Annotated in this window: 27 protein-coding genes; 19 read left to right on the forward strand and 8 right to left on the reverse strand. The window is 66.4% G+C overall.

Going from position 1 to position 25,567, the window contains the following annotated elements; translation table 11 throughout:
- Positions 1 to 13: 13 nt before the first annotated feature.
- The gene (gene rsmI, locus L1080_RS02595) at positions 14 to 844 is read left to right on the forward strand and encodes a 16S rRNA (cytidine(1402)-2'-O)-methyltransferase (protein ID WP_250771719.1); all 831 of its coding nucleotides are present in this window, start codon (positions 14 to 16) and stop codon (positions 842 to 844) included.
- A gap of 19 nt (positions 845 to 863) precedes the next feature.
- On the opposite strand, the gene L1080_RS02600 is transcribed toward rsmI, so the two are convergent.
- Both L1080_RS02600 and metG read right to left on the reverse strand, forming a co-directional pair.
- On the reverse strand, positions 864 to 2,069 hold the full coding sequence (locus L1080_RS02600; protein ID WP_250771716.1) for a DUF2786 domain-containing protein: 1,206 nt from the start codon (positions 2,067 to 2,069) through the stop codon (positions 864 to 866).
- Between the two features lie 122 nt (positions 2,070 to 2,191).
- Positions 2,192 to 3,751, reverse strand: a complete 1,560-nt coding sequence (gene metG / locus L1080_RS02605) for a methionine--tRNA ligase (protein ID WP_159925044.1) — start codon at positions 3,749 to 3,751, stop codon at positions 2,192 to 2,194.
- Positions 3,752 to 3,874: 123 nt separating this feature from the next.
- Between metG and L1080_RS02610 the strand changes: the two genes are divergently transcribed.
- Both L1080_RS02610 and L1080_RS02615 read left to right on the forward strand, forming a co-directional pair.
- Positions 3,875 to 4,717, forward strand: a complete 843-nt coding sequence (locus L1080_RS02610; protein WP_250771712.1) for a TatD family hydrolase — start codon at positions 3,875 to 3,877, stop codon at positions 4,715 to 4,717.
- A gap of 135 nt (positions 4,718 to 4,852) precedes the next feature.
- Positions 4,853 to 5,293 carry a DoxX family protein gene (locus tag L1080_RS02615; protein ID WP_159925049.1) on the forward strand — a complete coding sequence of 147 codons (441 nt, stop codon included), beginning with the start codon at positions 4,853 to 4,855 and terminating at the stop codon, positions 5,291 to 5,293.
- Between the two features lie 51 nt (positions 5,294 to 5,344).
- Here the strand turns inward: L1080_RS02615 and L1080_RS02620 are convergent, their stop codons facing one another.
- Together L1080_RS02620 and L1080_RS02625 are read right to left on the reverse strand one after the other, a co-directional pair.
- The gene (locus L1080_RS02620) at positions 5,345 to 6,109 is read right to left on the reverse strand and encodes an amino acid ABC transporter ATP-binding protein (protein WP_250771709.1); all 765 of its coding nucleotides are present in this window, start codon (positions 6,107 to 6,109) and stop codon (positions 5,345 to 5,347) included.
- On the reverse strand, positions 6,106 to 7,599 hold the full coding sequence (locus tag L1080_RS02625; RefSeq protein ID WP_374433965.1) for an amino acid ABC transporter substrate-binding protein/permease: 1,494 nt from the start codon (positions 7,597 to 7,599) through the stop codon (positions 6,106 to 6,108). The genes L1080_RS02620 and L1080_RS02625 overlap by 4 nt, the downstream gene beginning before the upstream one ends.
- 238 nt (positions 7,600 to 7,837) lie before the next feature.
- Between L1080_RS02625 and L1080_RS02630 the strand changes: the two genes are divergently transcribed.
- From L1080_RS02630 to L1080_RS02645, 4 genes are all read left to right on the forward strand, one after another.
- Positions 7,838 to 8,953: a resuscitation-promoting factor gene (locus L1080_RS02630; RefSeq protein ID WP_159925055.1), complete on the forward strand. Its 1,116-nt coding sequence runs from the start codon at positions 7,838 to 7,840 to the stop codon at positions 8,951 to 8,953.
- A gap of 27 nt (positions 8,954 to 8,980) precedes the next feature.
- Positions 8,981 to 10,108 carry a resuscitation-promoting factor gene (locus L1080_RS02635; protein ID WP_250771702.1) on the forward strand — a complete coding sequence of 376 codons (1,128 nt, stop codon included), beginning with the start codon at positions 8,981 to 8,983 and terminating at the stop codon, positions 10,106 to 10,108.
- A gap of 10 nt (positions 10,109 to 10,118) precedes the next feature.
- Entirely contained in the window at positions 10,119 to 11,024 is a 906-nt protein-coding gene (rsmA, locus tag L1080_RS02640) for a 16S rRNA (adenine(1518)-N(6)/adenine(1519)-N(6))-dimethyltransferase RsmA (protein WP_159925059.1), read from the forward strand.
- A gap of 317 nt (positions 11,025 to 11,341) precedes the next feature.
- Positions 11,342 to 11,545: a cold-shock protein gene (locus tag L1080_RS02645; protein ID WP_109332503.1), complete on the forward strand. Its 204-nt coding sequence runs from the start codon at positions 11,342 to 11,344 to the stop codon at positions 11,543 to 11,545.
- 87 nt (positions 11,546 to 11,632) lie between these two features.
- Here the strand turns inward: L1080_RS02645 and L1080_RS02650 are convergent, their stop codons facing one another.
- Both L1080_RS02650 and L1080_RS02655 read right to left on the reverse strand, forming a co-directional pair.
- On the reverse strand, positions 11,633 to 12,061 hold the full coding sequence (locus tag L1080_RS02650; protein ID WP_250771699.1) for a hypothetical protein: 429 nt from the start codon (positions 12,059 to 12,061) through the stop codon (positions 11,633 to 11,635).
- Between the two features lie 105 nt (positions 12,062 to 12,166).
- The gene (locus L1080_RS02655) at positions 12,167 to 13,135 is read right to left on the reverse strand and encodes a helix-turn-helix transcriptional regulator (RefSeq protein ID WP_250771696.1); all 969 of its coding nucleotides are present in this window, start codon (positions 13,133 to 13,135) and stop codon (positions 12,167 to 12,169) included.
- 174 nt (positions 13,136 to 13,309) lie between these two features.
- Here L1080_RS02655 and L1080_RS02660 point away from each other — a divergent pair, with 174 nt between their 5' ends.
- From L1080_RS02660 to L1080_RS02700, 9 genes are all read left to right on the forward strand, one after another.
- Positions 13,310 to 14,203, forward strand: a complete 894-nt coding sequence (locus tag L1080_RS02660; protein WP_250771692.1) for a YdcF family protein — start codon at positions 13,310 to 13,312, stop codon at positions 14,201 to 14,203.
- Positions 14,204 to 14,344: 141 nt separating this feature from the next.
- Positions 14,345 to 14,647, forward strand: a complete 303-nt coding sequence (locus tag L1080_RS02665; RefSeq protein WP_159925067.1) for an urease subunit gamma — start codon at positions 14,345 to 14,347, stop codon at positions 14,645 to 14,647.
- Between the two features lie 8 nt (positions 14,648 to 14,655).
- Positions 14,656 to 14,970, forward strand: a complete 315-nt coding sequence (locus L1080_RS02670; RefSeq protein WP_109332442.1) for an urease subunit beta — start codon at positions 14,656 to 14,658, stop codon at positions 14,968 to 14,970.
- On the forward strand, positions 14,967 to 16,688 hold the full coding sequence (locus L1080_RS02675) for an urease subunit alpha (RefSeq protein WP_159925069.1): 1,722 nt from the start codon (positions 14,967 to 14,969) through the stop codon (positions 16,686 to 16,688). The genes L1080_RS02670 and L1080_RS02675 overlap by 4 nt, the downstream gene beginning before the upstream one ends.
- On the forward strand, positions 16,688 to 17,320 hold the full coding sequence (locus tag L1080_RS02680) for an urease accessory protein UreF (protein ID WP_250771689.1): 633 nt from the start codon (positions 16,688 to 16,690) through the stop codon (positions 17,318 to 17,320). The genes L1080_RS02675 and L1080_RS02680 overlap by 1 nt, the downstream gene beginning before the upstream one ends.
- Positions 17,321 to 17,359: 39 nt before the next feature.
- Positions 17,360 to 18,049 (forward strand): urease accessory protein UreG, encoded by a 690-nt coding sequence (gene ureG, locus L1080_RS02685; RefSeq protein WP_159925073.1) that lies wholly within the window; start codon positions 17,360 to 17,362, stop codon positions 18,047 to 18,049.
- Positions 18,049 to 18,702 (forward strand): urease accessory protein UreD, encoded by a 654-nt coding sequence (locus L1080_RS02690; RefSeq protein ID WP_250771686.1) that lies wholly within the window; start codon positions 18,049 to 18,051, stop codon positions 18,700 to 18,702. Before ureG ends, L1080_RS02690 begins: the two co-directional genes overlap by 1 nt.
- 62 nt (positions 18,703 to 18,764) lie before the next feature.
- The gene (locus L1080_RS02695) at positions 18,765 to 19,700 is read left to right on the forward strand and encodes a 4-(cytidine 5'-diphospho)-2-C-methyl-D-erythritol kinase (RefSeq protein ID WP_250771682.1); all 936 of its coding nucleotides are present in this window, start codon (positions 18,765 to 18,767) and stop codon (positions 19,698 to 19,700) included.
- Entirely contained in the window at positions 19,700 to 21,484 is a 1,785-nt protein-coding gene (locus tag L1080_RS02700; RefSeq protein ID WP_159925079.1) for an ABC-F family ATP-binding cassette domain-containing protein, read from the forward strand. The genes L1080_RS02695 and L1080_RS02700 overlap by 1 nt, the downstream gene beginning before the upstream one ends.
- Here L1080_RS02700 and L1080_RS02705 read toward each other — a convergent pair.
- Complete coding sequence (locus L1080_RS02705; RefSeq protein WP_159925081.1) at positions 21,481 to 22,992, reverse strand: acetyl-CoA acetyltransferase; 1,512 nt, start codon at positions 22,990 to 22,992, stop codon at positions 21,481 to 21,483. The genes L1080_RS02700 and L1080_RS02705 overlap by 4 nt on opposite strands.
- 304 nt (positions 22,993 to 23,296) lie before the next feature.
- Between L1080_RS02705 and L1080_RS02710 the strand changes: the two genes are divergently transcribed.
- The 3 genes from L1080_RS02710 to L1080_RS02720 are packed head-to-tail and all read left to right on the forward strand — an operon-like array spanning position 23,297 to position 24,932.
- Positions 23,297 to 23,773 (forward strand): nuclear transport factor 2 family protein, encoded by a 477-nt coding sequence (locus L1080_RS02710; RefSeq protein ID WP_109332434.1) that lies wholly within the window; start codon positions 23,297 to 23,299, stop codon positions 23,771 to 23,773.
- Positions 23,774 to 23,813: 40 nt separating this feature from the next.
- Positions 23,814 to 24,206, forward strand: coding sequence for a VOC family protein (locus L1080_RS02715; RefSeq protein WP_159925083.1), 393 nt, complete (start codon positions 23,814 to 23,816; stop codon positions 24,204 to 24,206).
- Between the two features lie 27 nt (positions 24,207 to 24,233).
- Complete coding sequence (locus L1080_RS02720) at positions 24,234 to 24,932, forward strand: pyridoxine/pyridoxamine 5'-phosphate oxidase (protein WP_250771679.1); 699 nt, start codon at positions 24,234 to 24,236, stop codon at positions 24,930 to 24,932.
- 22 nt (positions 24,933 to 24,954) lie between these two features.
- Here L1080_RS02720 and L1080_RS02725 read toward each other — a convergent pair whose 3' ends face one another.
- Positions 24,955 to 25,467, reverse strand: a complete 513-nt coding sequence (locus L1080_RS02725) for a hypothetical protein (RefSeq protein ID WP_250771676.1) — start codon at positions 25,465 to 25,467, stop codon at positions 24,955 to 24,957.
- Between the last annotated feature and the right edge of the window lie 100 nt (positions 25,468 to 25,567).

Consider the following 25,567-nt stretch of genomic DNA (forward strand, 5'->3'; position numbering starts at 1 on the left):
TAGGCTGTGGGTCATGACTGGTCGCCTCGTGCTCGCCGCAACGCCGATGGGGGACGTGGGTGACGCCTCGCCCCGGCTGCGTACGGCGCTGGAAACCGCCGACGTCGTCGCCGCCGAGGACACCCGTCGCACCAAGGCTCTGGCTTCGGCGCTCGACGTGACCATCACGGGAAAGGTGGTCAGTTTCTACGACCAGGTGGAGGTGGCACGACTGCCTGCGCTCGTCGCCGATGTTGCGGCGGGTAAGACGGTGCTCCTCGTGACCGACGCGGGGATGCCCTCGGTGAGTGACCCCGGATACCGGCTGGTGTCGGCGTGTGTCGCCGAGGACCTGGCGGTGACCTGCCTGCCGGGACCGTCGGCGGTGACGACGGCACTGGCCCTCTCCGGGCTCCCGGTGGAGCGCTTCTGTTTCGACGGCTTCCCGCCCCGCAAACAGGGCCAGCGCAAGACGTGGTTGCGGGAGTTGGTGAACGAGCCGCGGGCGTGCGTGTTCTTCGAGGCACCGCACCGACTTGCCGACTGTCTCACCGACGCCGTCGAGGTTCTCGGCGGCACCCGGCGAGCCGCCGTCTGCCGCGAACTGACCAAGACTTACGAGGAGGTACGCCGCGGCACCCTCTCGGAACTCGCCGAATGGTCGGCCGAGGGGGTGCGCGGCGAGATCACCGTGGTCGTGGAAGGGGCCGCCATCGTGGCCTCCGATCCCGCAGACCTCGTCGACGAGGTGGAACGACTCGTTGCCGACGGCACCCGGCTGAAGGACGCCTGCGCGTTGGTTGCGACCCCGGGCGTGTCGAAACGCGAGTTGTACGAAACCGTCCTGGCTTCGCGCAAGGAGTAGGGCCACCCCGACGGTGGCACTACCGCCGAAGTGCCCGCTCGCCGGGTGCGAGGGTGGCATCGTCGGCGGCCGCCTGCCCGGCGTACCAACCGTGCGCGTCCACCGCCCTTCCGCGGGCTTTGCGAGTACGCGGAAACAGGCGGTCGAACTCCGCGTCGACAGCTTCGGATTTCGTGGCGAGAATCGGCAGGAGGTCGTCGACCGGGATCGACGCCTCGTCCGCGGCCTCGACTGTCGCCCTACTGTCGGCGTCGCGTAACCGCTGACCGATCCGACTCGCGAACCCTGCGAGGAAACCTTTACGAAACGACGTGGTGCGGGACCCGCTGCGACTCTGCGCATCAGCGAATTGCATTGCCCGCGTGGCCTGCACCAGCAGTGAAGTGAAGAGCATGTCGACCTGTTGCAGGTCGAGTGGTGTTCCCACCACTGTGGCGATGGCCAGCGAACTGAACCACACCGTCCGCACCCGGTTGGAGTCACCGATCTCGGTGAGCAGGTGCACCTTCTCCTTGACGTACGGATTTTCGAGATGGATCCGGCGACTGTGGACAGCGGTGTTTCCCGAGCCGTTCTGGGTGTGGAGGAGGGCGGCATTGATGGCATAGCGGGTCATCAACTCCTGGGCCTTCGCGGTGAAAATTTCGGCTTCCTCGGCGAAGTCGGTGGCCTCTGCCTTGGCGAGCAGTCCCCGAATCCTGTTGAGTACCTTGGCGTCGGCCTCGGTGTTCCCGCTCGCGACCGACCCGGTGACCTCGACCCGAACGCGGGGCCAGGTGGACGGCGGGGGAGTAAGGACGGTCCACCCGGGCAGATCGGTCCAGGCCAAGGAGAGGTCGGTCAACTGGTAGACCGAGTGGTAAGGGTCCTCGAAGAGCAACCCCGCAGCCAGGGCGCGCACGCCCGCGTCGTCGGACATGTCGTCCATCGCATCACCGACTCGATCCGAAATGCGCTGCGCCAGATCCGAAGCCGCGGGGTACTGCTCGGCGATGGTACGGAGTTGATCGAGCCAGTCGTGGGGCGCCCGATCCTGGGCGCGGGTCCGCTCCGCCTCGTGCAGGACGAGTGCTGCCGCGAGCGGCGCGTCGGCCGGCTCCTTCGATCTCCGCGCCAGATGGAGGACGTCGGCAGGTTGCCAGCCGCGCTCGTACGCGGCCGACAACTCTCCCAGAAGGGTGTGGACGGCGGCCGCCGCCGGCGGGCTCACTTCGTCGTCGAACACGCGCGCTCCCGTTCCGGATCCACTACTGCCGAATCCGCCATGTAGAGATCGAATGTATGTTCTATTCGCCGTCATGGGGGAGAGTGTGCATGCAGGGTCCGACAACTCGGGCCCTGCACGGCTCACTCGTCCACGTAACGAGGGAAAACGCCCGACGGTGCGGGCAGTGGCGTGCCCGCAACGATGCGGGTGGCGAGGTCGGTGAACTGGCGGGCCTCCGCTTTCTGGCCCAGCAGGTCCAAAATCTTTTCCGCCGCATTCGGCATCACCGGTTGCACCAGAATTCCGACGATGCGCACCACCTCGAGCGTCACGTACAGCACGGTGGCCATCCGCTCGGGGTCCGTCTTGCGCAGCACCCACGGTTCCTGCTTCGAGAAGTACCGGTTGGTCTCACCGAGAACCGACCAGATCGCCTCCAGCGCGAGATGCAACGCCTGAACGTCGTATTCGGCACGGCACTTGGCCAGCAGGGCGTCCGCCGAGGCGAGCATGGCCGAATCCTCGTCGGTCAGCTCACCCGGCACCGGAACCTGGGCGTCACAGTTCTTGGCCACCATCGACAGCGAGCGCTGCGCCAGGTTGCCCAGCTCGTTGGCCAGGTCGGCGTTGATGCGCGTGACGATGGCCTCGTGGCTGTAGCTGCCGTCCTGCCCGTACGAGATCTCCCGCAGCAGGAAGAAACGGACGGCGTCGAGTCCGTACTGCTCGACCATGGCGACCGGGTCGACGACGTTGCCGACCGACTTCGACATCTTCTCGCCCTTGTTGTAGAGGAACCCGTGCACGAAGACCCGCTTCGGCAACTCGATTCCCGCCGACATGAGGAATGCCGGCCAGTACACGGTGTGGAACCGGGTGATGTCCTTGCCGATGATGTGGAGATTCGCGGGCCAGAACTTGCCGAACTGCTCCGACTCCGTGTCGGGGTAGCCCGCACCGGTGAGGTAGTTGGTGAGGGCGTCCACCCACACGTACATGACGTGCTCGGGGTGGCCGGGAACCGGGACACCCCAGTCGAAGGTGGTGCGTGAGATCGACAGGTCCTTCAGGCCGCCCTTGACGAAGCTCACGATCTCGTTGCGACGTGTCGCCGGCGCGATGAAGTCCGGGTTCTCCTCGTACAACCGCAGCAGCTTGTCCTGGTACTCGGACAGCTTGAAGAAGTAGGTCGACTCCTCCGTCCATTCGACCGGCGTCCCGGTCTCGGTGGACAACCGCGAGCCGTCCTCCTGAAGTGTCGTCTCGGCCTCGGTGTAGAAGGCCTCGTCGCGCACCGAGTACCAGCCCGAGTAGGTGTCGAGGTAGATGTCACCTCGCTCGAGCATCTTCTGCCAGATCGCCTTGCTGGCTTCTTCGTGATCGGTGTCCGTTGTCCGGATGAACCGGTCGTACGAGATGTTCAAGGTCTTGTCGAGAGCCTCGAACACGTCGGAGTTCCTGGCGGCGAGCTCGCGGACGTCGATACCTTCCTTGATCGCCGTCTGCTGCATCTTCAGGCCGTGCTCGTCGGTTCCGGTCAGGAAGAAGACGTCGAACCCGTCGAGGCGCTTGAACCGTGCCAGCGCGTCCGAGGAGATGTACTCGTACGCGTGACCGATGTGCGGGACGCCGTTGGGGTACGCGATCGCCGTCGTCAGATAGAAAGGTGGCCGCGAAGCGGTGGAGTCAGCAGCATTCATGGTGCGACCACTCTATCTGCGCCCCGCGGTTCCGCGACGCGCAGATTGGTGTAAACGCCGCTTCGACCGGCCGTGAGACGAGGGCGTTGGCGTTCGAGCGGTGTCGCCGTCGACAATGTGCGCATGAGCAAAGACCGTCCTGCACCCGAAGCGCCCCAGCCACTGTTTCCGCTCGTCGACGCTCACACTCATCTCGACGCGTGCGGAGCCTCGGATGCGGCGAGTGTCCGGAAGATCGTGGACCGGGCCGCCGCTGTCGGTGTGGAGCGAGTGGTCACCGTGGCCGACGACCTGGATGCCGCACGGTTCGCCGTCGATGCGGCCAACTGGGATGCGCGGGTGTATGCGGCCGTCGCCATTCATCCGACGAGGGCAAACGTCCTCGACGATGGCACGAAGGCCGAGATCGAGCGATTGGCCGGCGATCCGCGGGTGGTGGCGGTCGGGGAGACGGGCTTCGACTTCTACTGGCCCGGGAAGCTCGACGGCTGCGCCACCGTGCCGGAGCAGGAAGAGGGTTTCCGATGGCACATCGACCTGGCGAAACGGCTCGGAAAAACGCTGATGATCCACAACAGGGACGCAGATCAGGCGCTACTGGACGTGCTGCGCGCGGAGGGGGCGCCCGACACCGTGGTGTTCCATTGCTTCTCGTCGGATGCAGCCATGGCGCGTGAGTGCATCGACGCGGGGTACGTGCTCAGTTTCTCGGGCACCGTCAGCTTCAAGAACGCGAAGGCGTTGCGAGAGGCGGCTCTCCTCGTGCCCGCCGACCAGCTCATCGTGGAGACGGACGCCCCGTTCCTCACCCCGCACCCGTTCCGCGGCGCGCCCAACGAGCCGTATTGCCTGCCCTACACGGTGCGTGCTTTGGCAGAGGTTCGCGGTGAGGAGCCGGAAGCGCTGGCACGGGCGTCGACGGTCACCGCCGAGCGGGTCTACGGCCTCCGGCCCGTGAGTGGTTGACGAGTCCCTGGACTCGTTAACCGCTCACAGGGCCGCAGGCCCTAGGTTGAAGTTTCAACTAAGACATTCTAGGCTGATGGCCGTCACGTAACGGTCGTCCCGATCCGCGGGGACGCCTCGATGAAAGGCACGGTCATGAACAACCCCGCAGTTCGCAATCTCGGAATTCTCATCGCTCGGGTGGGCATCGGAATCATCTTCCTCGCTCACGGCTGGCAGAAGGCCTTCACCAATGGGCTGGACAAGCAGACGGCCGGATTCGAAAGCATGGGTGTCCCACTCCCCGGTATCTCGGCGTTCGTGGTCACCTGGCTCGAGATCATCGGCGGTCTCGCACTGATCGTCGGCGCGGCGGTGCCGATCTTCGGCATCCTGCTGTTCCTCGACATGGTGGGCGCGTTCTTCATCGCGCACATCGACAAGGGCATTTTCGCCAGTGAGGGCGGATACGAACTGGTCCTCGCCCTCGGCGTCAGCTCTCTGCTTCTTGCAGTGGTCGGGTCCGGCGCGTACGGCGTCGACGGGCTCCTCGGTGCCAAGCTGCCCTGGGCGGCGAAGGACACCGCGCGCGTCTGACCTCGCTGGAAGTGGCAGAGGACGCCTCGGGCGTCCTCTGCCACTTTCGTGTCAGAGGACCTTGTTCAAGAAGTCCTGGGTACGGGCCTCACGGGGACTCCCGAAGATCTGCTCGGGTGTGCCCTCCTCCACCACGTAACCGTCCGCCATGAAGATCACCCGATCCGCGACCTCCCGGGCGAAGCCCATCTCGTGCGTCACCACCACCATGGTCATGCCACCCTTCGCGAGGTCGCGCAGCACCTGCAGCACCTCCCCGACCATCTCCGGGTCGAGGGCGCTGGTGGCCTCGTCGAACAGCATGATGTCCGGGTTCATGGCGAGAGCGCGCGCAATCGCGACCCGCTGCTTCTGCCCGCCGGACAGGCTCGCGGGCTTGGCGTCCGCCTTCTCGGCGAGCCCGACCTGATCGAGCAGGCGGACCGCCGTTGCCCGTGCTTCCTCCTTGGTTGCCCGCTTTGTCTGGACGGGTCCCAGCATCACGTTCTCTATTGCCGTCATGTGCGGAAACAGATTGAAGTGCTGGAACACCATGCCGATGTGCTGACGCACCCGGTCGATGTCGATCTTCTTGTCGCTCACGTCGAAGTTGTCGACGACAACGCTGCCGCCGGTGATGTCCTCGAGCCGATTGAGGCAGCGCAGGAAGGTGCTCTTGCCGGAGCCGGACGGGCCGATCACGCAGACCACTTCGCCGCTCTGAACCTCGACGTCGATGCCTTTGAGTACCTCGTTGTCACCGAACGACTTCTTCAGACCGCGCACGCGAATCTTCGGCTCGGTGGTGGCCGTCGGGGTCGGGTTCGATTCGGTCATCGATTGATCCTCTTCTCGAGGCGATTCGACAGCTTGGTCAACGCCATGATGATGATGAAGTACATGACGCCGATGATCAGCCACATGTTGAAGGACTGGTAGTTGCGGGCGATGATGATGCGCCCGGTCTGCGTGAGCTCGGCCAGCCCGATCACGGACAGGATCGACGTATCTTTCAGGGTGATCACGAACTGATTGATGTACGACGGGATCATGGTGCGCACGGCCTGCGGCATCACCACCTTCTGCATCGACTTCAGATAACTGATTCCGAGGCTTCGCGACGCTTCCATCTGGCCCTTGTCGACCGACAGGATGCCGCCGCGCACGATCTCCGCCATGTAGGCGCCCGCGTTGAGACTCAGGGTGATGATGCCGGCGGTGAACGCCGACATCTGGAAGTCGAGTGCCGCCGGAATGCCGAAGTAGATGAAGAAGGCCTGCACCAGCAACGGCGTTCCGCGGAAGACGTCGACGTAGGTGGTGCCGATTCCGCGCAGCACGATGTTGGTCGACACCCGGAACAGGCCGAAGATCGCGCCCAGCATGAGAGCGATCGCGATCGAGACCACGGTGAGGACGATCGTGAGCCACAGTCCCTCGAGCAACAGCGGGTAGGTGCTCTTGATCAATCCGAGAATGGAATTGTCGTCTGTGCTCGCGTCGGTGTCGAGGTACCGGGCGAGGATCTCGTCGTACTGGCCGCTGGCCTTCAGGTTGGCGAGCCCGGCGTTGAACTGCTGCAGCAGCTGCGCGTTCTGGCCCTTGGCCACGGCGAAGCCGTAACTTGCGCCCGGAACCTTGTCGGTGACGGTCTTGAATCCATTGCCCTGCTTGATGCCGTAGGCCAGTACGGGGTAGTCCTCGAACACGGCGGCCGAGTTACCGGTGCGCACCTCGTCGAACATGCTCGACGAGTCGGCGAAGTACTTGGTGGTGAAGCCGAACTGATTCTTGATGGACTCCGCGTAGGTGGCACCCTCGGTGCCGTTCTTGACTGCGACCGACTTGCCGCGCAGATCCTCATACGAGGTGATCGAGTCGTCGTCCTCGAGCACGCCCATCTGGACGCCCGACTCGAAGTACGGGTCGGAGAAGTCGAATGTGGCCTTGCGGGCGTCGGTGATCGACATCCCGGCGATCATTCCGTTGGCCTGCCCGCCCGTGACCGCCTGTAGTGCGGCGTCGAATCCGACCGCGTTGACGGTGTAGTCGAATCCCTGGTCTTCGGCGATAGCCGCGAGCAGATCCATGTCGATGCCGACGAGCTTGCCGGACTCGTCCTGGAACTCGAACGGCGCGAACGTGATATCGGTGGCGATGATGTAGTTGTTGCCCGGGGCGGGCTGTTGCCCGCCGTTCGGATCGGGCTGTTGCGCGCCCGCGAGGCCTGGCGCGACGAGTGTGACGAGCAGCGTCAGCGCGGCGATCACCGCGGGCACTCTCGGACGTCTGACGTGTCTCAGAAGTCGATCGGATCTGCTGTGCACGGAACCCCAGCTTTCTATGACAGGTGCCCGGTCGCTTCCGGGCTATTGGTGCAGACGCAAGATACTGCGTCACCGCGGGTGGCCCGAATTCGACGAGTTTTCGCGTTCCAGTCGAAAACCATGTCCGATCTCAATCTTTTTGTGATCTAGGTAGCAGGTACAGGCTGCAAAGTTGCCATAGCAAGGCCGATTCGTTACCGTACCGTGATCAAACTTTCGCCAGCCTTTGGGACTTGATGTGTCAGTACTCGCCAGACTTAACAACGCCAAATCGCCCTTTCTCTACGTGGTGGTCGCCGCACTGCTTGCGACCCTCGTCGTCGGTGGCGCCCTGGCCGTAGCCCGGCACAAGACCGTCACGATCGACGTCGACGGCGAGAGCATGTCGCTCGGCACCATGGCTACCGATGTGAGCGGGGCCCTCGACGACGCCGGGTACACCCTCAACGAGCGTGACGCTGTCGCGCCTGCTGCCGGCGCCTCGATCTCCGAAGGTGACACCGTCGTGTTGCGGCGCGCCCGTGAGGTCACGCTCACCGTCGACGGAGAGCCGAAGAAGGTGTGGACCACGGCGCTCACCGTGGACGACGCCCTGAAGCAGTTCGAACTGGCCGACGACGTGCACGTCTCGGCGTCGCGTTCGCAGCGCCTTCCGCTCGAAGGTGCCGAGCTGGACGTCGTCGAGCCCAAGCTCGTCAAGGTTGCCGACGGCGGGGCGCCGATCGCCGAGGTCCGCCTCGCCGCCCCCACCGTGGGCGCACTACTGGCGGCAAAAGGTGCGCCACTCGAGCAGGCCGACACCGTCGTGCCTCCCGCCGACAGCCCCCTCGTCGACGGCGCCGAGATCCGCGTGACCCGCGACCGCACCGAGACCCGCACCGAGACCCTGCCGATCGCGCCCCCCGAGAACCGCGTGGACGATCCCGCGCTCGACAAGGGCAAGACCGTCGTCGAGAACCCGGGCGTTCCCGGTGAGCGCACCGTGACGGCCGCAGTGAAGACCGTCAACGGGGTCGAGGCAGGCCGCCAGGAACTGAAGTCGGAGATCCTGCGCGAACCGGCGCCCGCCGTCGTCCGCGTCGGAGTGAAGGAGATCGCCATCTCCAACGCGTCGACCTGGGACTCCATTGCGCACTGCGAGGCCACCGGCAACTGGGCCATCAACACCGGGAACGGCTTCTACGGCGGACTCCAGTTCACGCAGAGCACCTGGGAAGCGTTCGGTGGCACCGCCTACGCCCCACGCGCCGACCTCGCGTCGCGCGAGCAGCAGATCTCCGTCGCCGAAAAGGTCCAGGCGACGCAGGGCTGGGGTGCATGGCCCGCCTGCACCAGCAAGCTCGGACTCCGCTGACCCGCTCGGCTCGAGTAAAGGAACACGATGTCGCCCTTCGCCAAGATCAACTCGGCCCGCTCGCCGCTGCTGTACACCGTGGTCGCGCTGCTTCTCGCCACACTGATCGCCGGCGGAGTGATGGCCGTGGTCCGGCACAAGACCGTCACACTCGACGTGGACGGTGAGAAGGTCTCGCTGAGCACCATGAGCACGAGTGTCGATGCCGCGCTGTCCGACGCCGGGTACTCGCTCGACGAGCGCGACGTGGTGGCACCCGAACGGGACGCGACCCTGTCGGACGGTGACACGGTGGTTCTGCGCCGCGCACGTGAGGTGTCCCTGACCGTGGACGGCCAGCCCAAGACCGTGTGGACCACGGCGCTCACCGTCGAGGACGCGTTGAAGCAGTTGGAACTCGCCGAGGACGTGCACGTGTCCGCGTCGCGTTCGCAGCGTCTGCCCCTCGACGGCGCTGCGCTGGAGGTGCTCAACCCGATGGTGGTCAGGCTGACCGACGGCGCTCTGCCAGTGACGGATGTGCGGTTGGCGGCACCGACGGTCGGGGATTTCCTCACCGCGCACGGTGCGCCTCTCGAACAGTCCGATAGGGTCGTGCCTCCCGCGGACACGCCGTTGGCGGAGGGTATGGGCGTCACGGTCACCCGCGACCGAGTCGAGACGAAGGTCGAGACCCTGCCGTTGGCGCCGCCGGAGCAGCGGATCGAAGACCCCACGATGAACATGAGCCGCACCGTGGTGGAGAACCCCGGCGTGCCGGGTGTGCAGGACGTCACCTTTGCGGTCAACACGGTCAACGGCAAGGAAGTAGGCCGCAACCAGGTGGCGGCCACGGTCACCACGCCCGCGCAGCCCAAGGTGATCAGAGTCGGCGCGAAACCGGGCACGGAGGTGCCTCCCGTCGAGAACGGCGCCGTCTGGGATGCGCTCGCACAGTGTGAAGCCACCGGGAACTGGGCCATCAACACGGGCAACGGCTTCTTCGGCGGCGTTCAGTTCGACCAGAACACCTGGGAGCGTCAGGGCGGTCTCAGGTACGCACCGCGGGCCGATCTCGCCACCCGCGAGGAGCAGATCGCCATCGCGTCCCGAACGCAGCAGACCCAGGGCTGGGGAGCATGGCCGACGTGTTCGGGCAGGCTCGGAGTCCGTTAAAGTTCCCCTGGTGTCCGACGCCGAATCACCCCATGTCGAACGAGGCCAGTCTCCCCGAGGGCAGGCTGCTCTGCTCGGCCCCGCCGAAGTGCGTTCGCTAGCCGAGGAATTCGGTGTGCGCCCCACGAAGCAGCTGGGGCAGAACTTCGTTCACGACGCCAACACCGTTCGTCGTATCGTGGCCACCGCCGGCGTGGGGAGCAGCGACATCGTTCTCGAGGTCGGGCCCGGTCTCGGGTCGCTCACCCTGGCGCTACTCGACGTGGTGGACAAGGTGATTGCGGTCGAGATCGATCCCAACCTCGCCGCCCGGCTGCCGGTCACGGTCGCCGCCCGCGCTCCGGGGCTCGCGGACCGGTTGACCGTGGTCGGGGCGGATGCGATGCGCGTCCAGCCGTCCGAGATCCCCGGTGAACCCACCGCGCTCGTCGCCAACCTGCCGTACAACGTGGCCGTGCCGGTGCTGCTGCACCTGTTTGCGGAATTGCCCAGTCTGCGAACGGCTCTGGTGATGGTGCAGGCCGAGGTGGCGGACCGCCTGGCGGCACCGCCCGGCAGCAAGACCTACGGAGTGCCGAGCGTGAAGGCCAACTTCTTCGGTTCGGTCCGCCGTGCGGGGTCCGTGGGCAAAGCGGTCTTCTGGCCTGTTCCCAAGGTGGAGTCGGGATTGGTGCGGATCGATCGTTACGCAGAACCTCCGTGGCCGATCGACGACGAGCACCGGCGACGAGTGTTTGCCGTGATCGATGCGGCATTTGCGCAGCGTCGCAAGACTTTACGAGCGGCGCTCAGTGGTTGGGCCGGATCGCCGGCCGAAGCGGAGCGCAGGCTCGTCGAGGCAGGAATCGAGCCGTCCACGCGCGGGGAGAGGCTCGACGCTGCGGCATTCGTGCGTCTTGCTGCCACCCGTCCGTAGCCGCGGTTCCGCATCCTGCGGAGGATGCCGGCAGCGAAGTGAGTATCTCGGGCCGAGGCGAGCGCCGGCACGAGGTGCCGAATCCCATCAGGTGGGCGCTGATCGACCCAAATTCCGGGGTTGGGGGAGACAAGCGGGCGCGGGTGTGGTTCACTATTGGAGGTCGTAAGTTTTGTGTTTGTGTTTCCCACGCTCGCAAATCGATGGTTGCGAGCGTTTGGACGTCCTCCACAGGAATTGTCATAAGCGGTCGTGTCAGATGACCCTGGTAACCGAGCCGGTTACCTGAAGAAGAAACTGTGTTAGAGGAGATTTACATGGCAGAGGGCATCGTGAAGTGGTTCAACTCCGAGAAGGGGTTCGGCTTCATCGCCCCCGAGGATGGCAGCGCTGACGTGTTCGTCCATTACTCGGAGATCCAGAGCGGCGGCTTCCGCACGCTCGAGGAGAACCAGCGTGTTTCGTTCGAGATCGGCCAGGGCAACAAGGGCCCGCAGGCCACCGGCGTCACCCTGGTCTGAGAACGGCTATGACTTCCCGGTTCGCCGGGACATGACGTTCGAGCAAGGCCCCACTCCGCAGGAGTGGGGCCTTGCCTCGTTTTCATCTCACGCCGAACGTAGATGCGCAGCCTGATACGCGAGATTGATCGCGCACACCAGCCAGAGCTGAAGCGCAGAGTTCGGGCCGAAGAGACCGACGACGGCGCAGATACCGAGGGTCAAAGCGACGAGGAAGGTTGCGGTGCCCAGTGCGCGTCGGCGTGCCGGCCGAAAGATCAGCACACCGGTGACGAGAAGTGCCCACACCGTCGAGGCGAGAATCGCCGCGCAGACATACCACGCCGACGAGTACCGTGCCGGCCAGGTCCACGGATCGTTTCCGTTGTCGAGTGTGCAGAGGAACGCGAGCGAGAACAGCATGGTGACGACAGTTGCGGCGCCGAGCGCCACATGGGCCCCCACAAGCACTTTCGCGCTGTTTTCGGGCCCTGACGGCGCGCGAGCGCGCCCCTCCTCGACAATCGTGTGCTGCATCCCCGACAACCCCGACCTTTCGTCTCGTCGCTGCTCGGACGCCGAACAACGACCGTGTCGCTCCGTCGTTATCCGGGACACGGTGACCACCGCACGGCGTCTTGGTCAGGCGTTACCGTAGCGGTCGGCGAAGAGGCGATGGCGCTCGCCCACCCGTCGGCACTCTTCCCGCAGCTCAGGGGGATCGAGGACGGTGAAATCGGTACCGAAAGCGCTGAGCCACTGAGCTATCGACGCCAGGGAGTCGCCGCCGAGCGCCACCGCGCAGCGGCCGTCCGGCAGTTCCTCGAGAGTGCCCCAGTCTTCGTGCACCATGGGTGCGATCTCACCGATCGGAGCGTGCAACAGCACTCGCGCGCGTACCCGGGTGACGGCGCGGGTGATCCCGCGGGCGACGAAGTCGGCGGCGCCGCCCGGTGGGAGCTCACGCGGCGTGAAGCGGGGTCCTGTCGGAATCTTCGGCGTCATCCGATCCACCCGGAACGAACGCCAGTCGGCGCGCGTGAGATCCCATGCCACCAGATACCAGCGGACCCCGGACCGAACGAGTCGATAGGGCTCCACCTCGCGGCGACTCGCGGTGCCGTCGTGGGTGTTGTAGTCGAAGCGGAGCCGCTCGTGGTTGTGGCACACAGATGCGACGTCGGAAAGCACCTGGGCGTCGACGGCGCTCCGTGCGGGTTCTCGGTGCACCACGTCGACCTGCAACGTCTCGAGGCGGTGCCGAAGCCGCGACGGCATCACCTGCCGGAGCTTGGCGAGGGCGCGCATCGACGCCTCGCCGATGCCCACCACCGAACCGGTGGAGCCGGACTGGAGTCCCAGTGCCACCGCCAGAACCTCCTCGTCGTCGAGTAGCAGAGGCGGCATCTCGGCGCCGGCACCGAGCTGATATCCGCCGCCGACGCCGACGGTCGCGTCGACCGGATAACCGAGGTCGCGAAGCTTGTCGACGTCCCGGCGAACGGTGCGCGGTGTGATCCCGAGTCGATCGGCCAGTTCGGCTCCCGACCACTCCTTGCGGGTCTGCAGGAGTGAGAGCATCCGGAGGAGTCGCGCCGAAGTTTCTCGCATGACGACAAGAATGCCACCGATTGCGGACGGGTTCTGTCCTGATTTGTGAAGCAAACCGCCGGGTACGAAACCGGGCAGGGCCACCGGGCGGGCCACTACACTGGCCGCCGACGCTCCACGGACCATCGCACGAGTCTTGTAGTGAAAAATCCGACGGAAAGGTCCTCGTTGAGAATGCACACGCATGTCCGGCCGTATCCGGCCAGAGCGGTGTTGGCCGCTCTTCTGTCCACCCTCTTCACGTTCGTCCTCCTCGTCTCACCCACCGCGACGGCTTCGGCCTCGGCGGCGGATCTCTTCAACAGTGCCCAGGGAAAATTTGCTGACGGGGACGCCCGAGGTGCGCTCGCCGACATCGGCGGAGCCGTCGCCCAGGACCCGGGGGACCCGAATGCGGTGGCTTTGCAAGCGATCTATGCCGATGCCGCCTCCGACCTGATCACCCGCGAGGCCGCGCTCGCACGACTGGGCGCGATGGATGCAGGCATGCGGGCCGGCGTGCACGGCCTGCTCGACGCCGTCAGGACTGCGTCGTTCACGCCACCGAACCCGCTTCCGGCAATCCAAGGCCCGTCCACCGCCATCATCGTTCTCGGTTACGGACTGCTGCCCGACGGCAGCATGCGCTCGGAGTTGATCAACCGGCTACAGGCCACGGTGATCCAGTCGTTCGTGTCGCCGTTCTCGCCCATCATCGTCACCGGCGGCAACCCACAGAACGGCATCACCGAGGCAGCCGCCATGCAGGGATGGCTGCAAGCCAACGGTGTTGCACCCCAGCGGATTCACGCAGAGCACCGTGCCGGATCGACGGTAGCCAACGCGCTGAACTCGGTTCCGCTGGCGCGCTCGCTCGGTGCGGGTGGCGCGATCATCGTGACGTCGGCCAACCACATCCGCAGGGCAACGGTCGATTTCAACGTTGCCGGGCTTCCGGTGGTCGGCGCGATGAGCGCCGTTACCAGTGCGGGGCAGCTGATCGCCGAAGTCGCGCCCTTGACCAAGGACCAGCAACTCGGCATGTACCGAGATGCGATCCGGGTGTTCGGCATCCCCGCCGGTTACTAGGTGTGCGGCACGATAGGGCAGTGCTGTGACGATTTCGTGTCATCGGTGTTTCTGCCACGAGAACGATAGTCGGCGCAGGCGTGGGAGGTGCCACACTGCAGATCGTGGCAGTATTGCGACGCACCGACCGCAGGAGGACACATGCGCTTGTCGCCCCATGAGCAGGAGCGTCTGCTTCTGAGCTACGCCGCCGAACTCGCGCGCCGGCGGCAACAGCGGGGCCTGACTCTTAATCATCCGGAGGCCGTCGCGATCATCACCGACCACATCCTCGAGGGGGCGCGGGACGGACGTTCGGTGGCAGAGCTGATGGTATCCGGGCGTGAAGTGCTCACCCGGTCGGACGTGATGGAAGGCGTCCCCGAGATGCTGCACGATGTGCAGGTCGAGGCGACCTTTCCGGATGGCACCAAGCTCGTCACCGTCCACGATCCGATTGCATAGGAGGCACCGTGATTCCAGGTGAGGTGTTCTGCGCCGACGGCGTGATAGCGCTCAACGAGGGCGCGCCCCGCACGCGGCTCGAGGTCGTGAACGCCGGCGACCGACCCGTACAGGTCGGGAGCCATGTCCATTTCCCGCAAGCAAACTCCGCTCTGCACTTCGACCGCGTGGCCGCGCACGGCTTGCGGCTCGACATCCCCGCCGGCACGGCAGTACGGTTCGAACCGGGCATCGCGCAGACTGTTTCGTTGGTGCCCCTCGGTGGCAGGCGCGAAGTGCACGGGCTGAACCTGACGCCTCCCGGAAAGCTGGACCCGTCTTGACCGAACTCACCCGTGCGCGGTACGCCGAGCTGTTCGGCCCCACCACCGGCGATCGTATCCGGCTCGCCGATACCGACCTGCTGATCGAGATCACCGAGGACCGCAGCGGGGGACCAGGCCTCGCCGGTGAGGAAGCTGTGTTCGGTGGCGGAAAAGTGTTGCGGGAGTCGATGGGGCAGGGCCGTGCGACGCGGGCCGACGGCGCCCCTGACACCGTGATCACCGGAGTGGTGATCGTCGATCACTGGGGAATCATCAAAGCAGACATCGGTATTCGCGACGGTCGCATCGTGGCTCTCGGGAAAGCCGGCAACCCCGACACGATGTCCGGGGTGCACCCCGACCTGGTAGTGGGTCCCTCCACGGAGATCATTGCCGGGAACGGCAAGATCCTCACTGCCGGCGGGATCGACTGCCACGTGCACTTCATCGCACCGCAGATCCTGGAAGAGGCGCTCGGCGGCGGCATCACCACGCTCGTCGGCGGCGGCACCGGACCGGCCGAGGGCAGCAAGGCCACCACCGTGACACCGGGGTCGTGGCATACCGCACGGATGCTCGAGGCGCTCGACGGCTGGCCGATGAACATTGCCCTGCTGGGTAAGGGAAACACCGTCAGCTCCGAGTCGATGTGGGAACAGCTGCGCGGCGGAGTGTCCGGTTTCAAGCTGCACGAGGACTGGGGTTCGACGCCCGCCGCGATCGACGCGTGCCTCACGGTGGCCGACGCCGCCGGAGTACAGGTGGCCCTGCATTCGGACACGCTCAACGAAGCGGGTTTCGTGGAGGACACCCTCGCCGCCATCGCGGGCCGAGCGATCCACGCCTATCACACCGAGGGTGCGGGCGGCGGGCACGCGCCGGACATCATCACGGTGGCCGCACACCCGAACGTCCTGCCGAGTTCCACCAATCCGACTCGGCCACATACCGTCAACACACTCGACGAGCACCTCGACATGCTGATGGTGTGCCACCACCTCAATCCCAAGATCCCCGAAGACCTCGCATTCGCGGAGAGCCGCATCCGGCCGTCGACCATTGCAGCGGAGGATCTGCTCCACGATCTGGGCGCGATCTCGATGATCGGCAGCGACTCGCAGGCGATGGGGCGCATCGGTGAGGTAGTGATGCGTACCTGGCAGACGGCCCACGTGATGAAACGGCGCCGGGGCTTTCTTCCCGGCGACAACGGGGCAGACAACCAGCGCGTCCAGCGTTACGTCGCGAAGTACACCATCTGTCCGGCGGTCGCGCACGGGCTGGAAGGGGAGATCGGCTCCGTCGAGGTGGGCAAACTGGCCGACCTGGTGCTGTGGGAGCCGGCGTTCTTCGGAGTGCGGCCGCACGCGGTGATCAAGGGCGGCATGATCGCGTGGGCGGCGATGGGTGATGCCAACGCCTCTATTCCGACGCCGCAACCGGTGCTGCCGCGGCCCATGTTCGGGGCGGCGCCCAGGGCCGCCGCGGCGACCTCGGTGCACTTCGTCGCCCCCCAGGCACTCGAGGACGGTCTGGCCGATCGGCTCGCACTCGGCCGGCGGCTGGTTCCGGTCGCGAACGTGCGGTCCAGAGGTAAGGCCGACATGCCCCGTAACGACGCGCAACCCCGCATCGAGGTAGATCCGGATACGTTCACCGTCCGTATCGACGGTGAGGTGTGGGAGGAACAGCCGGCATCGGAATTGCCGATGGCACAACGTTATTTCCTGTTCTGATGCGCCTCGCTCATCTGTTCACGCTGGCCGACTCCAGGTTGCCGACCGGCGGGCATGTGCACTCGGGCGGGATGGAAGAGGCCGTCACCAGTGGTCTGGTCCGCGACATCCCCACGATGGACGCGTTCCTCCGCAGGCGAATCCGGGCGTCCGGGCTGGTCGCCGGGTCGATCGCCGCGGCAGTGTGCGACGGCCGGCTCTCCATCGACCAGGGCGACCTCGAGATGGATGCACGCACCCCGTCTCCGGCGGCGCGTACCTCGTCTCGCGCACAGGGAAGGGGCCTGCTGCGGTTGTCCCGCACCACCTGGCCCGAACAGAACTGGTCGCTGCTGGGAACGCGTCCGCACCTCCCGGTGGTGACCGGAGTGGTCGGGCGTCTCACCGGTGTCTCGGCCCGTGAGGCGGCGCTGGTCGTCGTCTACACCACCATGACCGGTTCCGCGATCGCCGCGCAACGGCTGCTCGCGCTCGATCCCGCGCAGGTCGCCGCCTGCACCTTCACCTTGGCGGATCTGTGCGATGACGTCGCCGATGACTGCGCGACCGGGCTGGCGAGCGTGTCCGATCCGCTTCTCGACGTCGTCGCCCAGCGCCACGTGGAACGAGACCGACCACTGTTCGTGTCCTGACGAGTAAAACTGAATCAGCCCGGAGTGAGGAGAGTAACCATGCCACCGCATGTCATCGACGGTGAGCCGCACGACCATCTGCACGATCGGCCGAAGCGGACACGAGTAGCGGGTGAGCCGGTCCGGATCGGCATCGGCGGGCCGGTGGGGTCGGGCAAAACGGCTCTGGTGGCAGCACTGTGCAGGCAACTGCGCGACGAGCTGTCCCTCGCCGTTCTGACCAACGACATCTACACCACCGAGGACGCGGACTTCCTGCGTCGTCACGCCGTGCTTCCGGACGAGCGGATTGCCGCCGTGCAGACCGGTGGCTGCCCGCACACAGCCATCCGCGACGACATCACCGCCAATCTCGACGCCATCGACGACTTGATCGACACCAACCCACCGCTCGACTTGATTCTCGTCGAGTCGGGCGGCGACAACCTGACGGCCACGTTCTCCTCCGGCCTCATCGACGTGCAGATTTTCGTCGTCGATGTCGCCGGTGGTGACAAGGTTCCGCGCAAGGGCGGTCCCGGGGTGACGTTCTCGGACCTGCTCGTGATCAACAAGACCGATCTGGCGCCGATGGTCGGTGCCGATCTGTCGGTCATGCAGCGGGACGCCGAGCAGGTTCGTGAGGGCAGGCCTACCGTGCTGATCTCGCTGACCGAGGACCCGTCGTCCGGGCCGGCTCTGCAGTGGGTGCGCGAGCAGGTCCGCACGCTCGCCGACGTGCACGGGTAGTGCGCACCGAGCTGACCATCGTGGCGACTCCCGGCCGGAGCCCCCGGATCTCCGCCGTCGGCGGGCTCGCTGCCCGGATCACCGGGCGCGACACGGTCCACGTGATCGGCACGGCCGCCACCCCGCTCGGCGGTGACCACTGGGACATCACCGTCCGGGTGCTGTCGGGGGCGCGGCTGTCGCTCCGCAGCGTCGCTGCGTCCCTGGCGCTGCCCGGCCGGGGATGCACGGTGTCGACGGCACACTGGTCGGTCGATGTGGAAGACGACGCCGCCCTCGACTGCGCCCTGGAGCCGACCGTCGTGGCCGGTGCCGCCGAGCACCGGGTCGAATCGACGGTGCTCCTCGCACCGACGTCGACGCTGGTCTTGCGAGAGCGGGTACAGATCGGCCGCAGCGGGGAACGTGCCGGAATCTGGATCGGGACGACCGACGCCGATCTGGGGAATGTTCCGCTGCTCCGGCACCGGCTGGAGTTGGGCGCCGGCACCGTCTCCCACGACCTTCTCGACGCGCCCGCCGCCCTCACCAGCGAGCTCCGCTATCCCGACGATCGTCCCGCCGAGGTGTCGGGCGACGCCCGCACAGCCCGAACACGTCTTCCGCTCGCACGAGGAGGCAGCCTCACGACGCAGCTCGGCCCGCGACTGTGAGCTGAGGTCGGGGGTGCCACGCATTTCGACCCCCGTACTGCGAGCGCCTAAGCTCTATCCTTGTGCTTTCCGTCGTTCCTCGCCCCGTCGTCGTCCGGGCCCCGTCCAAGGTCAATCTCCACCTGGCCGTCGGGGACCAACGCGCCGACGGCTACCACGAGCTGAACACGGTCTTCCAGGCGCTCTCGCTCGGCGACACCGTGTCGGTCGCGCCTGCGGATGCGCTGACGGTGAAGGTTCGCGGTGAGGATGCCCGCGTGGTTCCCACCGACAGCCGCAACCTCGTCTGGAAAGCCGCCGAGATGCTTGCGATCGAGGCCGACCGGCGTCCCGACGTCGAGATCTCGATCGACAAGGGCATCCCGGTTGCCGGTGGCATGGCGGGCGGCAGCGCCGACGCCGCCGCGACGCTGGTGGCCCTCAACGCGCTGTGGCATCTCGACCTCTCTCGTGAGGACCTCCATTCTTTCGCAGCGAAACTGGGTAGTGACGTGCCGTTTGCGCTGCACGGTGGTACCGCCTTCGGAACCGGACGTGGCGAGAGACTCCTGCCGGTTCTCTCGCGCAGCACCTTCCATTGGGTACTCGCGCTCGCAAAAGGTGGGTTGAGCACCCCCACGGTGTTCCGGGAACTCGACCGCCTGCGCGCCGCCGGCACACCACCGAAGCTCGGCGGTGCGGACGACCTCATGCATGCGCTCACGACGGGCGACGCTGCAACGCTCGCGCCGCTGCTGGGCAACGATCTGCAGGCCGCTGCCCTGTCCCTCGAGCCACGACTGCGGCGGACGTTGCGCGCCGGAGTCGCCGCGGGCGCGCTCGCCGGCATCGTCTCCGGGTCGGGGCCGACCTGTGCCTTTCTGTGTGCTGACGCGGATGCCGCGGTCCGTGTCAGCGCAGAACTCGCAGGTGCGGGCGTGTGTCGCACCGTGCGGGTCGCGAGCGGACCGGTGCCGGGCGCCCGAATAATCAATGACGCGGCGGAGGGATCGCACTGATGGCGAATCTGATCAATCTCGAACAGGTATCGAAGTCGTTCGGCATCAAGCCGTTGCTCGACTCGGTGTCGCTCGGCGTACAGGAAGGCGAACGCATCGGCGTCGTTGGCCTCAACGGTGGCGGCAAGACCACGATGCTCGAGGTGCTCGCCGGTGTGGAGGCGCCCGACTCGGGACGCGTCAGCCGGGTCGGCGGCCTGCGGATGGCGGTGGTGACGCAACGCGGCGTCCTGCCGCCCGGCTCCAGTGTCGGCGACGTGGTTCTCGGACCGCTCGGCGTCGCCGCCCACGAATGGGCCGGTGACGCCCGCATCCGCTCCGTCCTCGCGGGCATCGGAATCGACAACCTCGGCTTGGAAGTCACCGTCGACGGACTGTCCGGTGGCGAGCGACGGCGTGTCGCGCTGGCGGCGGCGCTGGTGCAGGACCTCGACCTCCTGGTACTCGACGAACCCACCAACCACCTCGACGTCGAGGGGGTGCAATGGCTGGCCGAGCACCTGGTGTCCCGCCGTAGCGCCCTCGTGGTCGTCACCCACGACCGCTGGTTCCTCGACACCGTCGCCAACCGCACGTGGGAAGTGGTGGGCGGCAGGGTCGAAAGCTACGAGGGTGGTTACAACGACTGGGTTTTCGCACGGGCGGAGCGGTCCCGGCAGGCGGACGCCTCCGAGGAGCGCCGGCGTAACCTGGCCCGCAAGGAGTTGGCGTGGCTGCGGCGCGGTGCTCCGGCCCGCACGTCGAAGCCCAAGTACCGGATCGAGGCCGCGGAGGCGTTGATCGCCGACGTGCCGCCGCCCCGCGACAACGTGGCGTTGGCGTCGTTCGCGCAGCGCCGGCTCGGCAAGGTGGTCATCGAACTCGAGGATGCCCGTCTCGAGACGCCCGACGGCCGGGTGCTCGTCGACGACCTCACGTGGCGGCTCGCGCCCGGTGAACGTGTCGGTCTGGTCGGGGTCAACGGTTCCGGCAAGACGACGTTGCTCCGCACGCTCGCCGGGGAGATCGAACCTGCGTCGGGCAAACGCATCCAGGGACAGACGGTCCACATCGGATGGTTGCGCCAGGAACTCGACGACCTCCCCATCGGCATGCGGGTCCTCGAGGCCGTCAAGGACGTCGCGGAGCGAATCACTCTGGGCGACAAGGAGGTCTCGGCCGGACAGCTGGCCGAGCGGCTGGGCTTCACGCCGGCTCGTCAGCGAACACCGGTGGGTGACCTGTCGGGCGGTGAGCGGCGCCGCCTCCAGCTCACGCGAGTGCTGATGGCCGAGCCCAACGTCCTACTTCTCGACGAGCCGACCAACGACCTCGACATCGACACCCTGCAGCAGCTCGAGGACATCCTCGACGGCTGGGCGGGCACGATGGTCGTCATCAGCCACGACCGCTATCTGATCGAGCGCATCTGTGACACGACCTGGGCACTGTTCGGTGACGGGAAGCTGACCAACCTCCCCGGTGGCATCGAGGACTACCTGCGACGCCGTGCGGTGATGGGTGACGTCGGCGCACCGTCCGTCGCGTCGACAGCGACGGGTGCGTCGGCACCCAAGCAGGCGCGTGACGGTGCGGCGGAACGTGCTGCGCGCAAGGAACTTTCTCGCCTCGAGCGTACGGTCGCCAAGCTGGACGAGCGCGAGCGGAAGCTGCACGAAAAGCTGGCCGAGGCAGCGACGGATCCAGACAAGTTGCAGAAGCTCGACGTCGAGCTCAAGCAAGTGGTGGCCGAGAAGGAAGCGGCTGAGGAGCAGTGGATGGAACTGGCCGCCGATCTGGACTAGCCGGTCGGAAACCGAACGGTCAGCACACCATCCCGGTCGGTGACGTGGACCGTCCGGCCGATCACCGACCGCGGGGGAGTGCGGGTGTACGCCGACAGGACGGCTGCGTCCTCGGGCCCGGTGCGTCCGGCGAGGCGCCGCCCGTCGGACGTGTGTGCGACGACGAATCCGGTGGCGGGGACACCGTCGCGGCCGTACTCCACGGTGGTCGTGAGAATCTCGGCTTCGCCGTCGTATCCGGTGACGAGTTCGGGAGCGTCCGAACCGAGCTGTTCCGGCTCGGGGGTGCCGATGTAGCCGTTCCGGTGCGGCGTGCCCGAGAGCAGGACGACGTGCTGGTACGTCAGATATCCGCCGTTGCCGTGGACGAGGGCCGGGCCGGCGCCCTCACGAACGCGGCGGGTCACTTCGGCGATGGCGTGCAGGGTGTAGCTGTTGAGCGGGCCGCCGAAGAACGAGTGCCCACCGGTCACGCTGGGGACGGTGTCCTCGGGTAGGCCGAGTGCGCGAATCAACAACTTCGGGACCACCGGGAAGCAACTGTAGGCGTCGACGACATCGAGGGCGGACGCCTCGAGGGAGGCCTGGGCCAGCGCGCGGCCGACGGCCTGGTTCATCGCCGCGGAGGCTCCGAAGCTGTTGCGGGCAAGCACATCCACCGGGTCGGTCGCTCCGGCGCCACCCCACAGATAGACCACACGGTCGTCGGCGATGCCGTGTTCGCGGGCGAGCGCCAGGGAGCACACCACGACCGCGGCCGCCTGATCGACGAACGGCATGGCGTTGAGCGTCAAAGGATACGGTTCACAGACCATGCGATTGCCCGGTCCGGTGGTCGCGATGTCTTCGGGGGAATACACCGTCGACGTCCACGACGCCGGATTCTTCGCCGCCAGCTCTGAGAAGGCCGAGTACATGCGGGCCGACCACGCCGAGGATTGCTCGGGTGTGCCGCCCGAATCGTAGGTGAAGCGATTCTCGAACAAGGGATAGACGCGGGTCGGCACGATCAGCCCGGCCCGCTGCATGCCGGGGCTCCCGAGATCGGAGGCATCGAAGGCCGGTGGCCCTCCCGGCGCCGTTACCCAGCCGAGCGACACCGGATCGGTGCCCGACTTCTGTAACGCCGTCATGGTCGCCTGCGCCTCACCGCCCACCAGCAGTGCCACCGACGATCGACCGCCGGCGATGTCGTCACCGATGCGGTCGAGAAGAGCAGCAGGCCAATGGCCGCCGATCGGCGAGGTGCTTGCGATGGTAGGCGCCTGCAGGTTCAGCCGGGCCGCGAGCAATCCCGGAAGATCGTCGTAGGACCAGCTGACGGACTTGACCGCGTGTATCGCGTCGATCCGGGACCGCAGCGCTGCGACACCGCAGTCGGCGATCGCTGACTGCGCGGCCTCCGAGATGAGATCGAGTGGCTCCCGCGGGCCCGCAGGAACCCCACTTCGTCCGGACCGTACGTCGCCGACACCGACGATGACGGGTACGCGCGCTGGATCGAGCATGGAAACCCCTTCGGTGTCCGGACGGTCGAGAACCTCGTCAGCGACACCCTAGTGTGGAACGCGTTATATGTAGATGTCGGGTCACATTCACCCTGGGGGATCGGAGATCGAGTGTGGCCGAAGTCCGATCGGCGCGTTTTCGACGGGTGCGGGCGGGAAGTCGATTCGTGACCTTTTCGTGTCCCGAATCACGGCGCAAATATGCATGATCCGGGCAAAAGGGGGGAATCCAAGGCGAGCCCGCAGATGTTCGGACTAATCTGCAGTCCAGGGCATGCATGTCGCTGCACAGGAGGCGGGGGTCATGGATCTCGAAGCAATCAAACAGATCGAGCAGCTCAAGCACCGTTACTCTCGTGCACTCGATACCAAGTCGTGGGAAGAATTCGCCGACACCATGGTTCCCGAAGTCAAGGCCACGTACAGCGAATACCTGACGTTCGATTCCCGTGACTCCTTCGTGTCCTTTCTGGAGAACACGTTGGGCACTCACGTGATCACCGAGCACCAGTGCGGGCAGCCCGAGATCACCGTCACCGGTGACACGGCTGTCGGAGTGTGGTTTCTTGCAGACACCACGCTCATCCCCGAGGACGGCATGTTGCTCCGGGGGTCGGCCTACTATCACGACAGTTACATCCGGTGCCCCGATGGTGCGTGGCGGATCACGTCCACCGGGTACGAGCGCACATGGGAATCGGTGGCTGCGCTGTCGGACTTCCCGAGTTTCCGGCTGACTTCCAACAAATGGGCGATGTTGCAACCCCCCGCCTCGGCCTGACCGAGCACCGGAGGTTGCCACGACGAGGCGGGAGGTGACGATGTCGTCTGCAGTGCCCGTTCCCGGTGCGGTGCCGTACCTTACGGTGCGAAGAGGCACCGAAGCTGTCGAGTGGTATTCGGCGGTATTCGGCGCGCGAGTGGTCGGGGAGCCGATCGTTCTGGACGACGGCAGGATCGGCCACGTGGAGTTGCAGCTCCCCACCGGGATGATCTACCTCGCCGAGGAGTTCCCGGAAATGGGTTTGACTGCGCCGGAGTCAGGTTCGACATCGGTCAGCTTGATGCTGGCCGTCGACGATCCCGACGCCGTCCTGTTGAGTGCCCGCGATGCCGGGGGGACCGTGGAGCGGTGGATCTCCGAGGGGCATGGACATCGCAACGCCACCCTCATCGATCCGTTCGGGCACCGCTGGATGCTCGTCGGGCCGTAGGCCACACCGGCCCGCTACTGTCGGCACATGCCGATCGCACCGGACCCTTCGTCGTTCCCGGACACCCGGGCGTGGATACGGGCTTTGCCCGCGCTCACCGTCGTCGACCCAGCGCTTCCCGAACCACTGCCCGTCGATGCGTTGCCGGACGCGCCGCAGATCCTCTTTCTCGACTGGCTCGCCGAGGCGGCGGCCGCCGGTGTTCCAGAACCGCACGCCGCCGCGTTGTCGACGGTGGACCCGGGCGGTCGACCCGACGCTCGGTTCCTTCTACTCAAGGACGTCACGGAGCGAGGTTTCTGGTTTTCCGGCGACACGCGTTCGCCGAAGGGGCGTGATCTGACGTCGAACGCTGTTGCTGCGCTGACGTTCTACTGGCGGGAACGAGGGCGTCAGATCCGGGTGCGCGGAACCGTGGTCGACGGCGGTCCGGACGTGTCGGCCCGCGATTTCCGGGAGCGGTCGGTGACCGCCCGCGCGGTCGCGACTGCGAGTCGCCAGAGCGAGGTGCTCACCGATCCCGCGGAATACGAACGGGTGGTCACGGCGGCGGCCGCGAGCATCGAGGCCGACCCCGACTTCGTGTCGAGCACGTGGCGAGCCTGGTGCCTAGTGCCCGACAGCGTCGAATTCTGGCAGGCCGATCCCGGGCGCCGGCATCAGCGCTGGAACTACCGCAGAGAGCCCTCGGGCGAGGGGTGGACGCGCGCGATTCTGTGGCCGTAGGCGCCTGCCGGATGCGGGACGGTCAGCGAAGGGTCGTGGAGGGGGAGCGCAGGTCCACGACGATCGACTGGCCGTTCAGCTTTGCGTGAATCTCCGGCCGTTCGAATCCGGCCGCCACGAGGTACTCACCGAGCAGCTCGAGCAGTTCGTCGGCGTCCACGGTGGGGTCGGCGGAGTGGCTGCTCGCGGACGCGAGGTGGTCCTCGAGGAGTTCGGTGTGTGCAAGACGGCCCGCGACCCGCACGGCTGCCACTCCCATCGCGTTGCGTCGCTTCACGGTGCGTCCACGGGACTCGAGGGACGAGGTGGTGTCAACCGGCTCGGCTGCCTCCTCGGTGCTGTGGGAGCCCGAGCTGCGCGTCGGCAGCGGGAAGGTGAACGTCTCGGCGGAGCTGGGCGTCGACGCGCCGTTGCCGGTCAGTGCTCCGCTGCTCGGTTCCGCGAAGGCTGATTCGGCGGTCGAGCCGTTGCCCCTGGAGCCGTTGCTGCCCGATCCATTCGTAGAAATGCCGTTGGTAGAAATGCCGTTCTCCATCGTGTCGCTTCCTGCTCGTAGACAAACGGGTTCTCGCACCAGCCCGCCAGTTTGCTCGATACGAACGTGAAAGCTACCAGCACCCGAGGTTCCGCCGCGG

The sequence above is a fragment of the Rhodococcus sp. MSC1_016 genome, from assembly GCF_023667485.2.
GTDB lineage: Bacteria > Actinomycetota > Actinomycetes > Mycobacteriales > Mycobacteriaceae > Rhodococcus_F > Rhodococcus_F oxybenzonivorans.